The organism is Zavarzinella sp. (assembly GCA_041399155.1).
Lineage (GTDB): Bacteria > Planctomycetota > Planctomycetia > Gemmatales > Gemmataceae > JAWKTI01.
Genome location: JAWKTI010000006.1, coordinates 137,744 through 154,796 on the forward strand (window position 1 = coordinate 137,744; position 17,053 = coordinate 154,796).

At 51.7% G+C, this 17,053-nt stretch carries 14 protein-coding genes; 9 read left to right on the forward strand and 5 right to left on the reverse strand.

The features are described from left to right. Window positions 1-66: 66 nt before the first annotated feature. The 8 genes from ilvB to R3B84_22750 all read left to right on the forward strand — a co-directional run bounded on the left by ilvB (window position 67) and on the right by R3B84_22750 (window position 10,364). A complete protein-coding gene (ilvB, locus tag R3B84_22715) occupies window positions 67-1,815 on the forward strand; it encodes a biosynthetic-type acetolactate synthase large subunit (protein ID MEZ6143390.1) in 1,749 nt (582 codons plus the stop codon). A gap of 132 nt (window positions 1,816-1,947) precedes the next feature. Further along, window positions 1,948-2,460: a hypothetical protein gene (locus R3B84_22720; GenBank protein ID MEZ6143391.1), complete on the forward strand. Its 513-nt coding sequence runs from the start codon at window positions 1,948-1,950 to the stop codon at window positions 2,458-2,460. Window positions 2,461-3,027: 567 nt separating this feature from the next. Next, window positions 3,028-4,551, forward strand: a complete 1,524-nt coding sequence (locus tag R3B84_22725; GenBank protein ID MEZ6143392.1) for an HD domain-containing phosphohydrolase — start codon at window positions 3,028-3,030, stop codon at window positions 4,549-4,551. Window positions 4,552-4,764: 213 nt separating this feature from the next. Next, window positions 4,765-5,592, forward strand: a complete 828-nt coding sequence (locus R3B84_22730; protein ID MEZ6143393.1) for a transketolase — start codon at window positions 4,765-4,767, stop codon at window positions 5,590-5,592. Window positions 5,593-5,625: 33 nt separating this feature from the next. Further along, window positions 5,626-6,561, forward strand: a complete 936-nt coding sequence (locus R3B84_22735; GenBank protein MEZ6143394.1) for a transketolase C-terminal domain-containing protein — start codon at window positions 5,626-5,628, stop codon at window positions 6,559-6,561. A 39-nt stretch (window positions 6,562-6,600) separates the two neighbouring features. Further along, window positions 6,601-7,479 carry a bifunctional 5,10-methylenetetrahydrofolate dehydrogenase/5,10-methenyltetrahydrofolate cyclohydrolase gene (locus tag R3B84_22740; GenBank protein MEZ6143395.1) on the forward strand — a complete coding sequence of 293 codons (879 nt, stop codon included), beginning with the start codon at window positions 6,601-6,603 and terminating at the stop codon, window positions 7,477-7,479. 24 nt (window positions 7,480-7,503) lie between these two features. Further along, entirely contained in the window at window positions 7,504-8,631 is a 1,128-nt protein-coding gene (locus tag R3B84_22745) for an AI-2E family transporter (GenBank protein MEZ6143396.1), read from the forward strand. A 179-nt stretch (window positions 8,632-8,810) separates the two neighbouring features. Next, window positions 8,811-10,364, forward strand: a complete 1,554-nt coding sequence (locus R3B84_22750; protein ID MEZ6143397.1) for a hypothetical protein — start codon at window positions 8,811-8,813, stop codon at window positions 10,362-10,364. A 69-nt stretch (window positions 10,365-10,433) separates the two neighbouring features. Here R3B84_22750 and R3B84_22755 read toward each other — a convergent pair whose 3' ends face one another. The 4 genes from R3B84_22755 to R3B84_22770 all read right to left on the reverse strand — a co-directional run bounded on the left by R3B84_22755 (window position 10,434) and on the right by R3B84_22770 (window position 13,023). Continuing rightward, window positions 10,434-11,264 carry a formylglycine-generating enzyme family protein gene (locus R3B84_22755; GenBank protein ID MEZ6143398.1) on the reverse strand — a complete coding sequence of 277 codons (831 nt, stop codon included), beginning with the start codon at window positions 11,262-11,264 and terminating at the stop codon, window positions 10,434-10,436. A 46-nt stretch (window positions 11,265-11,310) separates the two neighbouring features. After that, window positions 11,311-11,997, reverse strand: a complete 687-nt coding sequence (locus R3B84_22760; protein ID MEZ6143399.1) for a lycopene cyclase domain-containing protein — start codon at window positions 11,995-11,997, stop codon at window positions 11,311-11,313. Window positions 11,998-12,178: 181 nt separating this feature from the next. Next, on the reverse strand, window positions 12,179-12,487 hold the full coding sequence (locus R3B84_22765; protein ID MEZ6143400.1) for a hypothetical protein: 309 nt from the start codon (window positions 12,485-12,487) through the stop codon (window positions 12,179-12,181). Window positions 12,488-12,570: 83 nt separating this feature from the next. Further along, window positions 12,571-13,023, reverse strand: a complete 453-nt coding sequence (locus tag R3B84_22770) for a tRNA (cytidine(34)-2'-O)-methyltransferase (GenBank protein ID MEZ6143401.1) — start codon at window positions 13,021-13,023, stop codon at window positions 12,571-12,573. A 139-nt stretch (window positions 13,024-13,162) separates the two neighbouring features. On the opposite strand from R3B84_22770, the gene R3B84_22775 reads away from it, so the two are divergent. Further along, window positions 13,163-15,514 (forward strand): DNA translocase FtsK 4TM domain-containing protein, encoded by a 2,352-nt coding sequence (locus R3B84_22775; GenBank protein ID MEZ6143402.1) that lies wholly within the window; start codon window positions 13,163-13,165, stop codon window positions 15,512-15,514. Between the two features lie 96 nt (window positions 15,515-15,610). Here the strand turns inward: R3B84_22775 and R3B84_22780 are convergent, their stop codons facing one another. Continuing rightward, a complete protein-coding gene (locus R3B84_22780; GenBank protein ID MEZ6143403.1) occupies window positions 15,611-17,011 on the reverse strand; it encodes a sulfatase in 1,401 nt (466 codons plus the stop codon). Between the last annotated feature and the right edge of the window lie 42 nt (window positions 17,012-17,053).

Consider the following 17,053-nt stretch of genomic DNA (forward strand, 5'->3'; position numbering starts at 1 on the left):
GAAACTGCACACAACATTTTGAACGAGGGCTGACGTAGAGCGATGGCTGGAGAAACCAACAATTTGATGAGCGGAGCCGATATTCTGGTGGAATGTCTGCTGCGTCACGGTGCGGATACCATGTTTGCTTATCCAGGCGGGGCCAGCATGCCCCTGCACCAATCGCTTACGAAAGTAGCCCCTCGCATTCGCACCATTCTCCCACGTCACGAACAAGGTGGCGGTTTTATGGCCCAGGGGTACGCCCGCACCACTGGTAAGCCGGGGTTGTGCATGGCCACCAGTGGGCCAGGTGCGTTAAACTTCGTTACCGTGCTGGCTGATGCCAAGATGGATTCCGTACCGATGATTGCGATCACCGGTCAGGTTTCGACGCCGGTCATCGGCACCGATGCGTTTCAGGAAACGCCTATGGTGGAAGTGTGCCGGCCAATCACCAAGCACCAGTACCTCGTTCACCGCACGGAAGATATTACCCGCGTGGTGAAAGAAGCGTTTTATCTGGCCACCACCGGCCGACCCGGCCCCGTGCTGATCGATATCCCCAAAGACGTGCAGTTGCGGGAAATTGTGCCCGAGTGGGACCCACCGATGAACCTGCCTGGCTATCGGGTGTGCCCGAAGCCGAATCCTGCCGATCTTCAGAAGATCATCAACGAAATCCGCCGTGCCAAGAAACCCGTCATTTACGGTGGGGGCGGTCTGATTCATTCTGGTTCCGCAGAAGCCATTCGCGAATTTTCCGAAAAAACCGGCATTCCTGTGGCACTGACGCTGCACGGCCTCGGTGGTTTCCCCCACGAACATTACCTTTGCCTGCACATGCTGGGAATGCACGGCACCGTGTATTCGAACTATGCGGTCAATGATGCCGATCTGCTGCTGGCTTTCGGGGTTCGGTTCGACGACCGCGTCACCGGCAAACTGTCTGAATTTGCCAAGCACGGCCGGATCGTTCATGTTGACATTGATGCTTCGGAACTGAACAAGAACAAAGTGGCCCATGTGTCGATGAATTGCGACCTGCGGGAAACCATTGAAGGCCTGAACCAGATGCTGGATCGCGAAGAGAACGCCGATCTGGTGGGTGGCGGCAGATATGGCGACTGGATGCGAACGATTGATGGCTGGCGTGAAGAGCAACCCCTGCGTTTTAACGACCGTGAAGATGCTATCCTGCCACAATATGCCATCCGTCGGCTGGCAGAATTGCTGCGGGAAAAACAACTGCACGACAAAACCATCATCACGACTGGTGTGGGCCAGCACCAGATGTGGGCAGCACAATACTTTCCGTTCAATATGCCCCGCCACTGGGTGACTTCCGGTGGTCTGGGCACGATGGGCTTTGGTCTGCCAGCCGCCATGGGTGCCAAAGTGGCCCACCCAGACAAAATTGTGATCGATATCGATGGCGATGGCAGCTTCCTGATGAACGTGCAGGAACTGGCATGTGCCCACGTTGAAAAGATTCCTGCCAAGGTGCTGCTGCTGAACAACCAGCACCTCGGCATGGTGGTGCAGTGGGAAGATCGCTTCCACGGTGGCAATCGAGGTCACACCTACCTGGGTGCGGGGATGGAATCTGATCCGTACCCCGACTTCAACACGATTGCCGCAGGCTTTGGCGTCAAATCCAAGATGGTGATTGCCAAAGAAGATCTGGATGCGGCACTGCTGGAAATGATCCACTCGGAAGAACCATTCGTGCTCAACGTCATGGTTCCCCACCAGGAACATGTGCTGCCGATGATCCCATCGGGCAAAACGGTGCACGATATCATCACCGAACCGATGATTGCAGCAAAGAAGTAAGCGATTGCCGGATAATAACTTAGGCCCATTCCGCCCACGGCGTAACTATGGAAGTTGCCCACGGTTCAATGTGGGTATAGAGCAACATCATCGAGCCTCCATACCAATTTATCCCACAGAGATCGACTCCCCATGCCTACGACACTCGTGATCAAACTTGATGATCGAATCGCTAAAAGACTGCAGGAAGTCGCCGATGAACAGAATGCGACCTTGAGTGACATCGCACTCGCTGCGATTACAGATTTGCTAAACAAAATAGACTTTGAACAGCGTGTGCAAGGTAAAGAACCATCCAAATCGTTTGACGAACTTGCCGAAGAACTGGGAATCGATGTGGAAGCATTCGCTCTGTTCGACGTGGTTATGCAAGAGATCTCCTGGCACACCTTGAATGCAGGGATGGATGACAATCCGCCCCACCTGGGTGCCGCAGCCTTCTGTCGCTTGTTGCGTTCACGCACTCATCACGAATTTGGTGAAGACAGCGTAGAAATCTTAAAAGGGTGGGGATTGCACCGCAGTGAAGATATTGGCAGAGTTGTGTTTGCGCTGGTTGAAGCAGGCTGGATTGACGCATCGCCTGACGACAAGCGGGCAGATTTCGATCACCTGTTTCTAGTGGAAGATTATTTCGCCTACTGAACCAACCGTCATTCCCGCGAAGGCGGGAATCCATCTCAGAATCCCGAAGCTCAACCAACAAACTTTAATACACCACAACCGTCATTCCCCCAGCTCAGAATCCCGAAGCTCAACCAACAAACTTTAATACACCACATCTGTCATTCCCGCGAAGGCGGGAATCCAGCTCAGAATCCCGAAGTTCAACCAATCAAATGACATCAAAAGTGCAATTCGGCGATTGCCTGACATATCAGCTATCTGGCCCACTTGGGATGGTGAAAATGAAAGCGTTATGAAAGCTGTTCAAGCATTTTGAAACTCAGGCGATTGTTAGATCAACAGAAAATTCAGCTCATGCATGAAAATAATTAGCAAAATAGCGAATTTTGGATGTTAAAATGTGCTGACTTTAAGAATTTTGTGGCATATTATGAAAATTCTCAAGCTGCTGATTTGCATGCTCGTAAGTTTGAGTTAAAGTTCGAAAGGCGGCACATTGATGTTTCCGCTCAAGCGTGCTTGAAGTAGTCTGACGTCTGGTTAATTGTCTTGTTTCGACTGGACGGAATGAACGAGTTGTAACCGATGATCCGATTGAAAGGTATCAGCGGGGAAGCGAAAGGGAGAGAATGGACCTCCGAATCGCTTCTTCGCGCGGGCAGAATATCCAATTTGGAAATTGTCCTGGAAGATAATTCCGTCAGCAGGCAGCATGCAGAAGTCAGGCGATCCAACCAGACATGGTGGGTGCGTGATCTTTCGAGCACTAACGGCACCTTTGTCAATGGTGTCCGCCTGGGTAGTGGCGAGCGGGAATTGCACCAGAAAGATATTGTGCAGTTCGGCAAAGTTGCCATGGTGGTGGAGCTCAAAGACAGCAAAAACGAAATTATTGAATTACCCACTCAGGCACTTCCGGAATCGATTTTGTTCGAAGCGGAAGCCAGTTCGTCGTGGCAGGATGGTGTCGAACGCCTGCTGATGGACCGGAATCGGGCACCCAGACCGGGTGACCAGTTAATGGCACTGCTCCGCGCGGGTTACCACTTTACCACCTGTGCCACTGAAGAAGAACTACTGAAAACCGTTCTGAATGATGCTGTTTCCGTGCTGGATGCCCAGCGTGGGGCGATCATTCTGGCCGATGGCCCTGGAAACGAACTGATTCTGAAGTCCGTTGCCAGCGATCGCGAAGGCTCTCAGGGCCGCACCACGTTCAGCAAACATATTGCCCAGAAGTGTTATCAGGAAGGTCGTTCGATTCTGTGCACCACTGTGGAAGAAGATGAAGAACTCAGTGGTTCGGGCAGTATTGTGGAGGGAGCCATGGCCTCTGTACTGAGCGTTCTGTTGCGAACACCCCGCACCAACCTGGGTGTGATCCACCTCGACCGCAACTACTGGCAACGCCCCTTCACCGTGGATGACCTGTATCTGGCTGATGCACTGGCATCCCACGTGTCGGCGGGGATTGAAGCCGCGCGATTCATGCGTCAGCAGAAAGACATGTTCCTGCAGACCGTTACGGCGATGGCCAACTCGATCGAAATGCGGGACAAGTATACTGGTGGGCACACCGCACGGGTGACGACTTACTCGCTGATTATTGCCGAACAGATGAGTCTGTCCGAAGATGATATTGAAAAGATCCGTATCGGCGGGCCACTGCATGATATTGGTAAGATCGGGATCCCCGACCATATTCTTGGGAAGGAAGGTCGCCTGACCGATGAAGAGCGGGACATCATGAACTCGCACGCAGCGAAAGGCGAAGAAATGCTGCGTTCCATTCCCGCCCTGGATGGGGTGCGACCAATCGTACGCTCCCACCACGAGAAGTGGGATGGCACTGGCTATCCGGATCGTCTTGCGGGAGAAGGGATTCCGTTTCTTGCCCGCCTGCTGGCTGTTGCAGATAGTTTTGATGCAATGACAACCAAACGACCGTACAATAAAAAGAATATCAAAACACCTGAACAGGGTTTTGAAGAAGTTTTGAAGTGTGCTGGAACCCAATTTGACCCCGATTGTGCCAAAGCATTTATTGCCGCACGGGACAAAATTGAAAACGCATTCCATGCCGCAATGGAACGCGAAGGCGAACAGTAACCCTTCCTGTCAGGAAACAACGTATTTTTCCTGGGCTTCCCAAATTGCCCATTTTCACCAGTCTGTGCCCTAGTTCATTCCCCACGTGGGGCTGCAATTTCTCAAATCGGGGAAGCATTAAGACGCACTTGCGAATGTGGTCGTTTTTCATACCCTTTCAATAGTAAATGTTGTCGTAAATTGCTCGTTCAGCACTAACCCCAGGGCTCTCCAGTGAGTGCATCGATTTCTGAATTAAAAGACCGGTTGAAGAGGATTCGCAAAGGGATCATCACCAGCACCAGTGCCGCAGCATCTGGTCACCCCACCAGTTCACTGTCGGCAGCAGAAATGACTACCGCCATCTACTTTGGTGGGTTCATGAAGTTCGACCCGAAAAACCCCACCATGGCAGATCGGGATCGCTTTATTCTCAGCAAGGGTCATGCCGCACCACTGCTGTATGCGGTGATGGCTGAAGCGGGCTACTTCAGTGCGGATCGCCTGGTGACATTGCGAAAACTGGGCAGCGAACTGGAAGGCCACCCCAACATGCGACGGTTGCCCGGTGTGGAAGCGTCCACAGGGTCATTGGGTCAGGGTTTGTCGCTGGGTGTAGGCCATGCGTTGGCAGCCCGCGTCGATGGTCTGAACTACAAAACCTTTGTGGTGATGGGTGACGGCGAAATCAATGAAGGTCAGGTGTGGGAAGCCGCCATGTCTGCGGTGAAGTTCAAACTGGATAACCTGATTGCTGTTGTCGACCAGAATGGCTACCAGCAAACTGGTGCCGCCAAGGATGTGCTGGATTTATCCCCAATCGCCCCACGGTGGGAAGCGTTTGGTTGGGCCGCACAGACAATCAATGGCAACAATCTGGAAGAATGCATCGCCGCACTGACCACCGCCTGCAACACCAGGGGCAAGCCAAGCGTGATCATTTCTCAGACGAAAAAAGGCTATCCGATTAACGACATTCTGGCAGCCGATCCCAACCACCACGGCAAACCACTCAACAAAGAAGAAACCGCACAAGCACTGGCCTTCATTGAAAGCCTGTAACACTCGCACACAAGATACAAGAGAATTGAAAATATGAATATGACCATGGGGAAAGCAACACGAGAAGCATTTGGCATTGCATTAGCCAAACTGGGCGAAGAACGTGCTGATATTGTCGTGGTGGATGGTGACGTGCATAATTCCACCCGCACCGAACTGTTTGCCAAGAAGTTTCCGGAACGATTTTTTAATGTGGGCATTGCCGAATCGAATATGGTGGGTGTTGCAGGCGGCCTTGCCTCCTGCGGAAAGCAGGCCTGGGTATCCAGTTTTGCCACCTTCGTGATGTGCAATTCCTACGATCAATTACGGATGTCGGTGGCATTTCCGTGCCTCGATGTCAAAGTGGTGGGCACGCACGCGGGGATTTCGATTGGTGAAGACGGCCCGTCCCAGATGGGGATTGAAGATGTGGGTCTGGCCTGCAGCCTGCCCAACTTCACCGTAGTGGTGCCATGCGACGAACCGAGTATGCATGCGGCGATCAAAGCGGTTTCCGCAATGAAAGGCCCCGCCTACGTGCGTGCAGGTCGACCAGTAGTGCCGGTGCTCTATCCCGAAGGCTTTACCTTCACATTAGGCAAAGCAAATCAGTTGCGGGCTGGCACCGACCTGACCATCATTGCCAATGGCCTGATGGTAGCACCTTCGCTGCAGGCAGCAGAAATGTTGGCCGCAACGGGCGTGCAGGCCCGCGTGCTCGATTTCCACACGGTAAAGCCATGCGACCACGAAGCAGTACTGGCAGCAGCCAAAGAAACCGGCAAGATTCTGGTGGTGGAAGAGCATTTGCTGCACGGTGGCCTTGGCAGTGTCATCGCCATGTCCGTGGTGAAACAACACCCGGTCCCGATGCGATTTGTGGGGATCGACGACCAGTTTGCAGAATCGGGCACTCCTGAAAGCCTGCTGGAAAAATATGGCTTGAACAGTCAGGCAATTTTCCAGGCTGCCAAGGAATTACTGTAAACTTCCACTTAGGGAATATTCCCACACGGCAAACAGGTCATGTCAGCGCAAATCATTAGCGGGCTGGAACTTAGCAAAACAATTCGGGCAGAAATTGCCAGCGAAGTCCAGCACCTTGTGGCCCGCAATTTACCCCCACCGGGACTGGCAGCGGTGCTGGTAGGCAACCACCCCGCCAGTGAAGTTTATGTCAGTAATAAGGCAAAAGCGTGCGAGTCGGTGGGACTACGCAGTTGGCTGCACCGCCTGCCGGACAATGCCACAGAAAACGATTTACTTCACCTGGTGGACCAGCTAAACCAGGATCCGCAGGTTTCGGGCATTCTGGTTCAGCTTCCATTGCCCCGCCACATGAATGAAGCGGCTATTATCCAGCGAATCGATCCCAAAAAGGATGTGGACGCCTTCCATCCGGAAAATGTGGGGCTGCTGGCGACTGGTTACCCACGATTTTTGCCCTGCACGCCGTTTGGGGTGCAGCAGATGCTGGAACGAAGTGGCATCCCCACCCAAGGTAAGCGGGCGGTCATCATTGGACGCAGCAATATTGTGGGCAAGCCGCTGGGGCTGATCATGATGCAGAAACCCACGCACCACTTCCCGCAGGCGTGTAATTCCACTGTGACGGTGGTGCACAGTAATTCGGAAGAACTGGCGGAAATTGCCCGCACCGCCGATATTCTGATTGCTGCGGTGGGTAAACCACGATTTGTCACCGCCGAAATGGTGAAACCGGGTGCAGCCGTCATCGACGTGGGGATCAATTCAGTCGATGGCAAGCTGGTAGGTGATGTCGATGCAGACCAGGTCGCACCAATTGCAAGCTGGTTATCTCCGGTGCCCAAAGGGGTGGGCCCAATGACCATTACAATGTTGTTATATAACACATTGCGGGCAGCAAAACTGTTTCCAACCTAACCAAGTTTCAGCGAGTTACTGTTCATGGCACCAAATCTTTCTTCGGCAACTCGGATTGGTCTGAACATTCTGGCTTTTTTAGGCCTGTCCCTGACCCTTTATCTTGGCCACACAGTCATTATTCCACTGGTCATCGCTGCCATGCTGGCGGTGATCCTGTACCCCGCTGCCACCTGGCTGAACAGAAAACTGCACATTCCATGGTTTTTTGCCTGCCTCAGTGTCATTCTGGCCGTGGTTGCAGTGAATGTCGCCATTTTTGTGGGGTTTGCCTTTTCCATCCCATCGATGCTGGAACAATTGCCCAACCCACGCGACACGGATCGTCTCGAGCAAATCTATAGCAAATCGCGGGATGTGGTGGCATCGGTTGCCCCAGGTTCCGTGAATCGAGTGATGCCAGTCGACCCACAGCGTTCCACGGTGTTCGCCTATGTGAAGAAATTCCTCGAAGGGGATGTGATTGTTAACCAGTTTGTCGTCCTTGGCAAAGCCGTGGGAGTGTGGCTGTTACAAAGCATTATTATTCTGTTTGTGATGCTGTTTATGATGCTGGAAGGGGCATTTCTTGGTGCACGCATTCGAGAAATCTTTGGCACCAATGGCGTTATTCAAAGCCGCGTCCGCCACGCACTGACAGAAATGATTGAGGCAATCCGTTCTTACCTTGTCTGGCGAACCATCGTCAACTGCGGGCTGGGACTATTTCTGGGGATAATCTACTCGCTGATGGATTTGAAACAGCCGTGGACTTGGGCATTACTGACCGCATTGCTTTCATACATCCCATACATCGGCACCATCATTGCGGGGATTCCGCCGGTACTGGATGCGTTAATCAACTGCTCTCCGTGGCATGCTCTGTTTATCATGTTGATCTACATTATTGTGGTAACGGTGGAAGGTTACCTGATTGTACCCCTGGTGATGGGACGCAGCATGGACCTGAATGCCACCACCGTGATGCTGGCGTGCCTCTATTGGGATCTCGTGTGGGGTACCATGGGGCTGTTTCTGGCCATGCCGGTGATGGCTGGCATTCGTGCAATCTGCCTGCACACCGAAGGCTGGGAAACCTGGGCAAATCTCATGAGTACCGAAAAAGGGGTGAAAATGATGAAAAAACCCAATTACGGCTCCGATACACTTTAGCCATTCGATAGAGCATTTTTAAGTTGCGATGTTAGTTGAATCATTGCAGCACTCATACGCAATGTGGCACCTGCTTCAACTGGTGTTGTTTGAATCAACGGCAGGAAAATGCTGCCACGAGTTTGCTCAGCAGTTTGTAAGAATGAGACACTACTGATCCATGTGAAAGTGAATTTGAAATGCACAGAATCAAAAAATACAAATGGTGGTTTATTGCTGGTACACTGGCATTCTGCATTCTGTTATGGGCAGTCTGGCCTGCAAGATTGAACCGCACCATCAGTTACGAAACTACGCGAGTAACAACGTATGATGCCGATGGGAATATCGACTATTATGGTGTGCTGAACAAAAAGCTAAAGGGGGATATCAAGCCGGATGACAATGCCATGGTATTGCTTATCCAGGCGATTGGCCCGTTTCCGGAAGGACAGCGAATGCCACCGATGTTCTACGAATTGCTGGAAGTCGAAGAACCGAAAGGTGAGGGGATCTATTTCAAGAATTTCAGCAGAAAAGATGAAAACGATCCCGAGCGAACACGAGGTGATCTTCCTGAAGAATGTAACCAACCATGGAGTAAAATTGATTATCCTGAAGTAGCTGCCTGGCTGAAAGCGAACGAAGAGCCAGTCAAAATTGCTATGCGGGCGATTGAACGACCGAGCTATTATTACCCACTGGTGCCGGTAACAGGTTCTTCGAGACCTTTATTGCTCGCAGCAAACTTTTCTTTTTCACAAAAGTTCAGAAATCTTGCATATTACTTCAAAGTTCGGGCAATGAATGCAATCCAGGAGCAGCGTATTCAGGATGCCTGGAATGATCTGTATGCTGCCATGCGACTAGGGCGGTTGATCCAGTCCAATGCTGGAACGGTAATTGATTCGCTCGTAGGGCAGGCCGTGATACGACTTGCCCAAGGTGCTTGTGGCTACCTCTACCCAAAGTTGACCCGAGAGAACTTTGCTTTCGATTCATTACATCAGCAACTCTCAGAACTACCGCCTCGGCGAAGCTTAGGCAGACAGTTGGACGAATGTGAACGTTTCTGCATTCTCGATCTGCTACAACATGCGCATGGCACTACTTGGAATGGGGATGTCAACGAATTGATGAGACTGGAAGATCTGCAAGCCAGGCCAGGATTAATCAAGCGAATGTTCATAAGATCTTTGAATTATAATCAGATTCTGCTTAGGATTAACGAAGTATTTGACGCATATATTGCAGCCTCTCAGAAGCCTGATATCAATGCAAAACGCGTGGCTTGTCAACAAGTAATTGAATCATTGAAACAAAGTCCCCCACCAAAGTTTTCCATCTTATCCAGCTCACGAACTCGAGCTATTCACATTGCCAATGGGGTGTTACTTGAATTGACTGGCAATTATGACAGACTTATTGTCAGTAGTGCTTATCTGGAAATTCAAACTAGGATATTTGAACTTGCTTTCTCGGTTGCAGAATATCGTGTTCAGCATGGTCACTATCCCGAAAAGCTGGAAGAATTAAAGTTGCCTGCGGCACAGCTTATTGATGGCTATTCTGGCAAGCAACTACATTATGAGCGGTGGAACGAGGGTTTTCTTCTGTGCAGTCTGGGCGAAAATCAGCAGTGGGAGCGATACCTGCAAACGGCACGCGACAAAAAAAGCAAACCAAATCTACAGGATGAACAGGAGCGTGCATTCCGATTGACTTTGCTGCGGATCCCCGTACCCGGTGAATGATTCGGAAAAAAGAAACTCTGTCGTTGGTGACATTGTTGTTTTGTAGCAAGACCGAGTGTCAAGAGATGGTCATTTGCTTTCTGGAATTAACGCTAATCGGAAACCAATGACCTTACTTCGATCGTCTGGTGTGTTTCGGAAGCGGATCGCTCCGCGACAGAATTCTCCCTCATCGCTCCAGCTTCCTCCACGGAAAACACGATACTTACTCCCTGGGTATAAATTATCACACCATTCTGCAACATTCCCACTCATGTCACACAATCCCCAGGGATGAGGAGCCTGCTTTGAATATGTACCCACATGACAAGGACGTTCGAGGGTATTACCTTTAATTTTCGTGCCATAGGGTCTTTCACCTCGGTGATTCGCTTTATCTCCATTCAGCTCATTACCCCAGTAAAAAGCTTGCTTATTTCCTTTGCTTCCACGATAAGCATATTCCCATTCATCTTCATGTGGTAATCGAATTTCAAAGCCAGCTAGTTTGCATTTCTTGATAAATATCTGGCAATCATCCCAACTGACGCTCTCTACTGGAAATTGACTTGTATCCATGTTGGCAACCAACATTTTATTTTCACCCGTTTTAGCAAAGCTGCACGGATTCATTCCCATGACCGACTCCCAATCACCCTGCATTACTTCAAATTTCCCCAGCCAGAATCCTGGGGTAGTGAAAGAATGCTCTTTCTGGTCTTTTGTTCGAAGCTTTTCGCTATCTGGTGCCCCTAATATCGCCTTTCCAGCCGGAATCCGACAAAACCGCATCTTCAGTTTCGGGTGGATCACAAAATCTCTTTCTTCACCTGGCTTCGGTCTGAGTTCAAGCTTTGGAGCAGCAGCAGCATTGAGACAACACCCAACCAGGAGAGTCAGTATTTGTACATAATGAAACATATTGAATCCCTAAAGATCCTGGGAATGATTCAGGCCCGGTTGATTCTTACTGTTCTATTTCAGTTACTTTAACATACTTGGTTTTGAATATCGTATTTCTGTCTTCTTTTCCGTGCAGGAGATATGTTACAATCACTGGCCAGGCAGTGCCGAAACTGAACGCCCATAGTGATTCTTCGATGGGCAACCCCAGGCAACGAGTGCCGGAAATGGCACTTTCCTGCCAGAATCGCCCCGCGTGGGGGGTGAAATTCAGATACACAATCGAAAATGCGGTGTACAGCAGGCAGAATTCAACCCCTGTTCTTAATAGTGGGGCGATCGATTGTGGGCGTTGCCAGTAGCAGAACAGCGTGCAGCAGATAAAACTGCCGATGCACGCATACAGAGAATGGCACCCCACAGCGACAGCACCGAATACCAGAGCAAGCGAGATTCCCGACCAGATGAGATATCGCTTTAAGATCTTTTCTGGCAATAACTTACAGCGATCTCCGTGCGGCACGACAATCAGCACTCCGACCAGCCCGCCGCTGACAAAACAGAACAGAAAATCTTCGATGCCCACCCCACGGAACAGTTGCACGTGGTGGTCTGGCAACCAGTAGGCGGGTACAAAAATGTAGCCTAGAACGGCAAAAGGCATGGTCAGGATGCCCGAAAGCAACGAAAGCTGCCGATTTCTGGCCCTTGCCAGCCACAACAGCAACCACACTCCCAGAAATAGAAGCATCGCACGAAGATACATCGCGAGTAGTCTCAGGTGGGAGTGAAGGTCAAATGATACACTTCAGTCGGCATTATTTCACAATCTTCCCACGAATACAACCTGCATTGTGGGGCAAAATTAACGCATTGGGAGTGGTTTGGTCAAAAAATGCCTGTGCGTTGTGTCAACCTGGAGAAATCTGCTTTTACTGCAGCCGTTCCGGAGATTCGCTTAATTTGACTTCCCCAAAGCGCTGGCCGGTGGAATCATAAAAGATAATGCAGTGGTCTTCGGTGGCCCAGATTGCTGAAGTGCGTAGCAGGCGGGGCCCTTCCACATGAAACAGCAGGCCACACAATTTTCCCCCACGTTCCAGCCGCGCCTGGTAGAGGGGGGTCTGCTTCGGATCCAGATGATCGTGGGAACACAAATATTCTTTCACGAAACGCCGCAAGGCTTCCGGTGTGGTAATTGCTACCACGGATTGATCGCTGGTGGGTGCTTCCGTGCTCATACCACTGCATCGGAAAGCAGAGAATTGGCACAATAGGCAGTTTGGGGAAACTTGTAAAGTTTGCACCCCATGTGCTGCCGATTTTACCAGCCGTGCAGTTGACGCAGGCCTTCATAGAGCACAATGCTGGCTGAATTGGCCAGATTGAGGCTGCGTACCCCTGTACCCGGCATCGGGATGGTGTAGGTTTGCACGGCAAATCGCTCGAGGATCGTGCGTGGCAGCCCGCTGGATTCGTTGCCGAATAACAGACAGGTGTCCGCTGTAAACGGTATCGTTGTGTAGTTGCGGTTGGTTGAAGTTTCAATACAGACGATGTTCTCTTCACCCACCACAGACAAAAACTGCTCAAAACTTTCATGGTGACGAATCGTCACCAGGTGCCAGTAATCCAGACCTGCTCTGGCAACCGCCCGATCATCGATCTGAAAACCCAGTTTACCTATCAGGTGCAGTGGGCAGTCGGTTGCTGCACACAAACGGGCGATATTTCCAGTATTTGGCGGGATTTCCGGTTCCCACAGTGCGATATGCATATTGAATCAGTTGTTGCATTCCTAACGGTTGCACAATCCCGCTTTTGGGATTCGGGCAAAAACACCCCATCTCCAGCACCAGTATCCGCCGTTTGGCAGTTACAACAGAATTATTCGAGCTTCGCGAGGGATCAGTGCTATGCCCGAAAACACCACTCGACAGTCCTGGATTCGGACCTTCAGTGGTACCGTTATTCTAGTAACGCTCTACCAGTTGGCTTGCCTGGTCAGCCAGCCCACATTACCGGAACCAACCATCCCCGGCTGGTTACCGTCGGTGCTGCCCGCTGCGCAAGCAATTCGGAATATTCTGATCCTTGCACTAGGGTACGGGGCCTTCGCGTACTTCATCGCCTGCATAGCCATTGTGCTGGAACTGAACTTCCACTTCGACCTCAAAACGATCGCTCGTCGACTAATCGGCTGGGCGGTGCTGGTGCCGTGCTGCTGTCTGGCTGTTGACTGGTATGGTGCCTTTCGCTGGCAGGGCCCACTGGTGGGTCCCGGGGGCACGCTGGGTGCTTTTATCGCGATTCAATTGGAACAACGATTTGAGTTTGTTGGCAGGATCATGCTGTTCAGTGCAGGCCTGGTATTTGGGGTCGTACTCAGTCTCGATTTTCTGCTGGTTGGCTTCTGGATACTCATTACCCGCACCGGCCAGTGGGTCGAAAAAGCCCCACAACGCCTGCGACTGGTGGCCAAATCACTGTTCGCCTCCCGAGAAGTGCTGGCAGAGCTGGACCAAACCATTCAGGCGGTATCACCTTCACCAGTCTTTTCGTTTGCCAGCAATCCACCACCAGTGGAACGGGAAGCAGAAAAAGAACCGGTACGCCAACCACTGCGCATCCCACCTGCGGTGCGTCAACCAATTGAGGAAATCCCTGCCCCACCTGAAGTGAAGCCACGCAAGTCTAAGCCAAATATTCCCGGAAATGACTTACCTGGGCTGGAATTGCTGGATGAATCTCCTGTTCAGCAAAACACAGACGATGAAGTCCATCTGCGGCAGGTGGCGGGGCTGTTGGAGAAAACATTTGCTGATTTCGGCCTGAAAGTCACCGTGGTGGGAATCCATACGGGCCCTGTTGTAACACAATACGAAATTGCGCTGGAAACTGGTCTGCGGGTATCCCGTGTGCTGGCCCTTTCTGAAGATATTGCCCTGAACCTGCGTGTGCAGAGCGTGCGGATTGTGGCACCCTTGCCAGGCCGGAATACCGTAGGGATCGAAGTACCCAATGAACGACGCAGCATCGTCCGCCTGCGGGAACTGATTCGAACCTGCGAAGAAGTGAGTGCCCATGCCCGACTGCCGATGATTCTGGGGAAAGACAGCGAAGGCGTGCCGTTGGTCTACGATCTGGCTGATATGCCCCACCTGTTGATTGCCGGGCGGACCGGCACCGGGAAATCGGTCTGCCTGAACTCCATTATCATCAGTCTGTTGCTGACAAGAAGGCCAGAAGAGTGTCGCCTGCTGATGATCGACCCGAAGCAGGTGGAATTGGCTGATTATGCGAAATTGCCCCACCTGATGCACCCTGTGGTCACAGATAACGCCAAAGCGGAAGCGATTTTATCGTGGGCAGTCGACAAAATGGAACAGCGCTACGACCTGTTACGACGGGCCCGGGTGCGGAACATTTCCAGCTATAACCAGTTGACCCACGATGAAATTATTCGCCGTGTGCGACCTGCAGAACCGGCCGATGCCGATCTGATTCCCGCCACCATGCCCTACATCGTCATCGTGATTGACGAAGTGGGCGATCTGATGATGGCGAGGAAGAAAGAAGTGGAAGGCCATATCATCCGTCTGGCACAGAAGTCGCGGGCGGCAGGTATTCACCTGATTCTGACTACCCAGCGGCCCACGGTGGATGTAATTACTGGCTTAATTAAGTCGAATTTGCCCGCCCGCATCTGCTTTCAGGTGGCAGACCGCTCGAACAGTCGCGTGGTCCTGGATGAAATGGGGGCGGAAAAACTGCTGGGCAAGGGAGATATGCTGTTTCTGCAGCCCAACAACAGCACCATTCTGCGGGCACAGGGCACTTACGTCAGCGATCAGGAAATTCTGCGGGTTACCGGATTTCTCGAAGTAGAAAACCCCGAATTTGATAACGAACTTCTGAACCTGAACCAGGAAGATAACTGTGGGGATGAGGAACCAACCGTTCCCGATCAATCCCGCAAACCGGATGCCCTGTACCAGCAAGCGGTTGAAATTGTCATTCGCGAAGGCCGTGGGAGTGTTTCCTTGCTCCAGCGGGCACTGGGAATTGGTTATGGACGTGCCGCACGCCTGATCGATTACATGGCCGAAGATGGTATTGTGGGCACTTACAATGGAGCCCAGGCCCGGGAAGTTCTGCTGACTCAGGAACAGTGGGATCACAAGCTGAATGGAACCACCGAAACCCATGTGGATGACCCACTGGAAGTGGATTTTTCCACAGAAGATCAGGATACTTTTTCGACTTAGAGCAGGTTTCGCCTGCACTTCATGGATTGTCGCAAGCATGATGCTCACTATGCTGAGATGCTTGAGCGATTCCCAGGGATGTGACACTCAAGCGGCTTATTCATATTCCCATTTCAGAATCCAGGGATCTTTTGTCTGCTTCTGGAACTCTTTCAGGTCGGCCTGCATTTTCTTCAGGATTTCCGCATACTCGGTCTTCCCAGCCAGATTCTGGGCTTCGTGTGGGTCATTTTCCAGGTCGTACAGTTCAAATGCTGGTCGCTGAATGTAATCCTTGACCGTGCGTTTCCCATACATCGCTTTGGGGCCTTGCTTGTAAGCTTCCTGCCACGTGGGGGCCTCCCACAGGTCGGACGCAAATGGATATGGCAGGGGGTGGGCCATATTCCAGATCAGCTTGTACTGCCGTTCGCGGACCACCCGCATTGGGTAATACATCGTAATTTCGTGAAACGTGTGGGAGGCGTAGATTTTATCCCACCCTTTTTTGGGTTCGGCATCCAGTACTGGCAGAAACGATTTCCCCTGAATCGCGGGTGCGGGATTTTTGATGCCAGCAAAATCCAGAATTGTGGGTGTCAGATCGACCCAACTAACCATTGCCTGCGATTTTTCGCCTTTCCGCTTCGCAAACGGATTCCGCACCACGCACGGTGCCCGCAATCCCGGCTCATAGGTGGTGGTTTTGGCACCCGGAAAAGCGATTCCATGATCGGCAATATATATAATCATGGTGTTATCGAGCTGGCCAGCTTCCTGCAGATTCTGGATTAATTGCCCCAGGCCCTGATCAATGCGGGAGATCGACTGGTAATACTGTGCCAGTTCCGCACGTGAAGTCGGCGTATCGGGCAAAAATGCTGGCACTTCCACATCTTTCGGGTCATATTTCACTTCCGTCACACCCGGATATCCTTTTGGCGTATTGCCAAACGGGTTCGGCTTCAACGGATCACCAGCAACACTGCCCCCGCTGCGGTGCGGGTCTGCGGTGCAGAAATAAAGGAAAAATGGCTTGTCGCTGGCTTCAGCAAACAGTTTTTTGCAATTGTTGGCCATCTGCACAGGGTTGCGTGCATTCCCTGGCAACGCCTGATCGAACTTGTACACATCTTCGGGTGCCACGTGGTACTTGCCCACCCGTGCGGTGCGATACCCACCTGCGGCCAGTTGAACCGGCAGGCTCTTCACATTGTCGTAGCTGCTGAATTTGTGATAGGCGTGCTGGTGGCCGTAATGCCCGTTCGCATGGTTGTGCATGCCCGTCAGAATGACGGAGCGACTGGCAGAACAGCTTGCGGTGGTGGCAAAAGCGTAATCGAACAGCACCCCTTCCTTCGCCAGTCGATCCAGATGAGGAGTTTTTAATACTTTGTTGCCGTAGCACCCGGCATCCTGTCCCTGGTCGTCGGTAACAAACAGCACCACGTTCCGAGGTGCGGCCCACAGGGGGGTGGCAAGCAGGAAAAGCAGGCAACCGAAGAGGAATCGTGTCATGAACCTTCCTTTGGTGGTAGAATCGCGACTATTTTATCACGA

Excerpts from the sequence above, each read along its gene's own strand:
- ilvB (MEZ6143390.1), top strand. The coding sequence starts at position 67 with ATGAGCGGAGCCGATATTCTGGTGGAATGTCTGCTGCGTCACGGTGCG.
- R3B84_22720 (MEZ6143391.1), top strand. The coding sequence starts at position 1,948 with ATGCCTACGACACTCGTGATCAAACTTGATGATCGAATCGCTAAAAGA.
- R3B84_22725 (MEZ6143392.1), top strand. The coding sequence starts at position 3,028 with ATGATCCGATTGAAAGGTATCAGCGGGGAAGCGAAAGGGAGAGAATGG.
- R3B84_22735 (MEZ6143394.1), top strand. The coding sequence starts at position 5,626 with ATGAATATGACCATGGGGAAAGCAACACGAGAAGCATTTGGCATTGCA.
- R3B84_22740 (MEZ6143395.1), top strand. The coding sequence starts at position 6,601 with ATGTCAGCGCAAATCATTAGCGGGCTGGAACTTAGCAAAACAATTCGG.
- R3B84_22745 (MEZ6143396.1), top strand. The coding sequence starts at position 7,504 with ATGGCACCAAATCTTTCTTCGGCAACTCGGATTGGTCTGAACATTCTG.
- R3B84_22750 (MEZ6143397.1), top strand. The coding sequence starts at position 8,811 with ATGCACAGAATCAAAAAATACAAATGGTGGTTTATTGCTGGTACACTG.
- R3B84_22755 (MEZ6143398.1), bottom strand. The coding sequence starts at position 11,264 with ATGTTTCATTATGTACAAATACTGACTCTCCTGGTTGGGTGTTGTCTC.
- R3B84_22760 (MEZ6143399.1), bottom strand. The coding sequence starts at position 11,997 with ATGCTTCTATTTCTGGGAGTGTGGTTGCTGTTGTGGCTGGCAAGGGCC.
- R3B84_22765 (MEZ6143400.1), bottom strand. The coding sequence starts at position 12,487 with ATGAGCACGGAAGCACCCACCAGCGATCAATCCGTGGTAGCAATTACC.
- R3B84_22770 (MEZ6143401.1), bottom strand. The coding sequence starts at position 13,023 with ATGCATATCGCACTGTGGGAACCGGAAATCCCGCCAAATACTGGAAAT.
- R3B84_22775 (MEZ6143402.1), top strand. The coding sequence starts at position 13,163 with ATGCCCGAAAACACCACTCGACAGTCCTGGATTCGGACCTTCAGTGGT.
- R3B84_22780 (MEZ6143403.1), bottom strand. The coding sequence starts at position 17,011 with ATGACACGATTCCTCTTCGGTTGCCTGCTTTTCCTGCTTGCCACCCCC.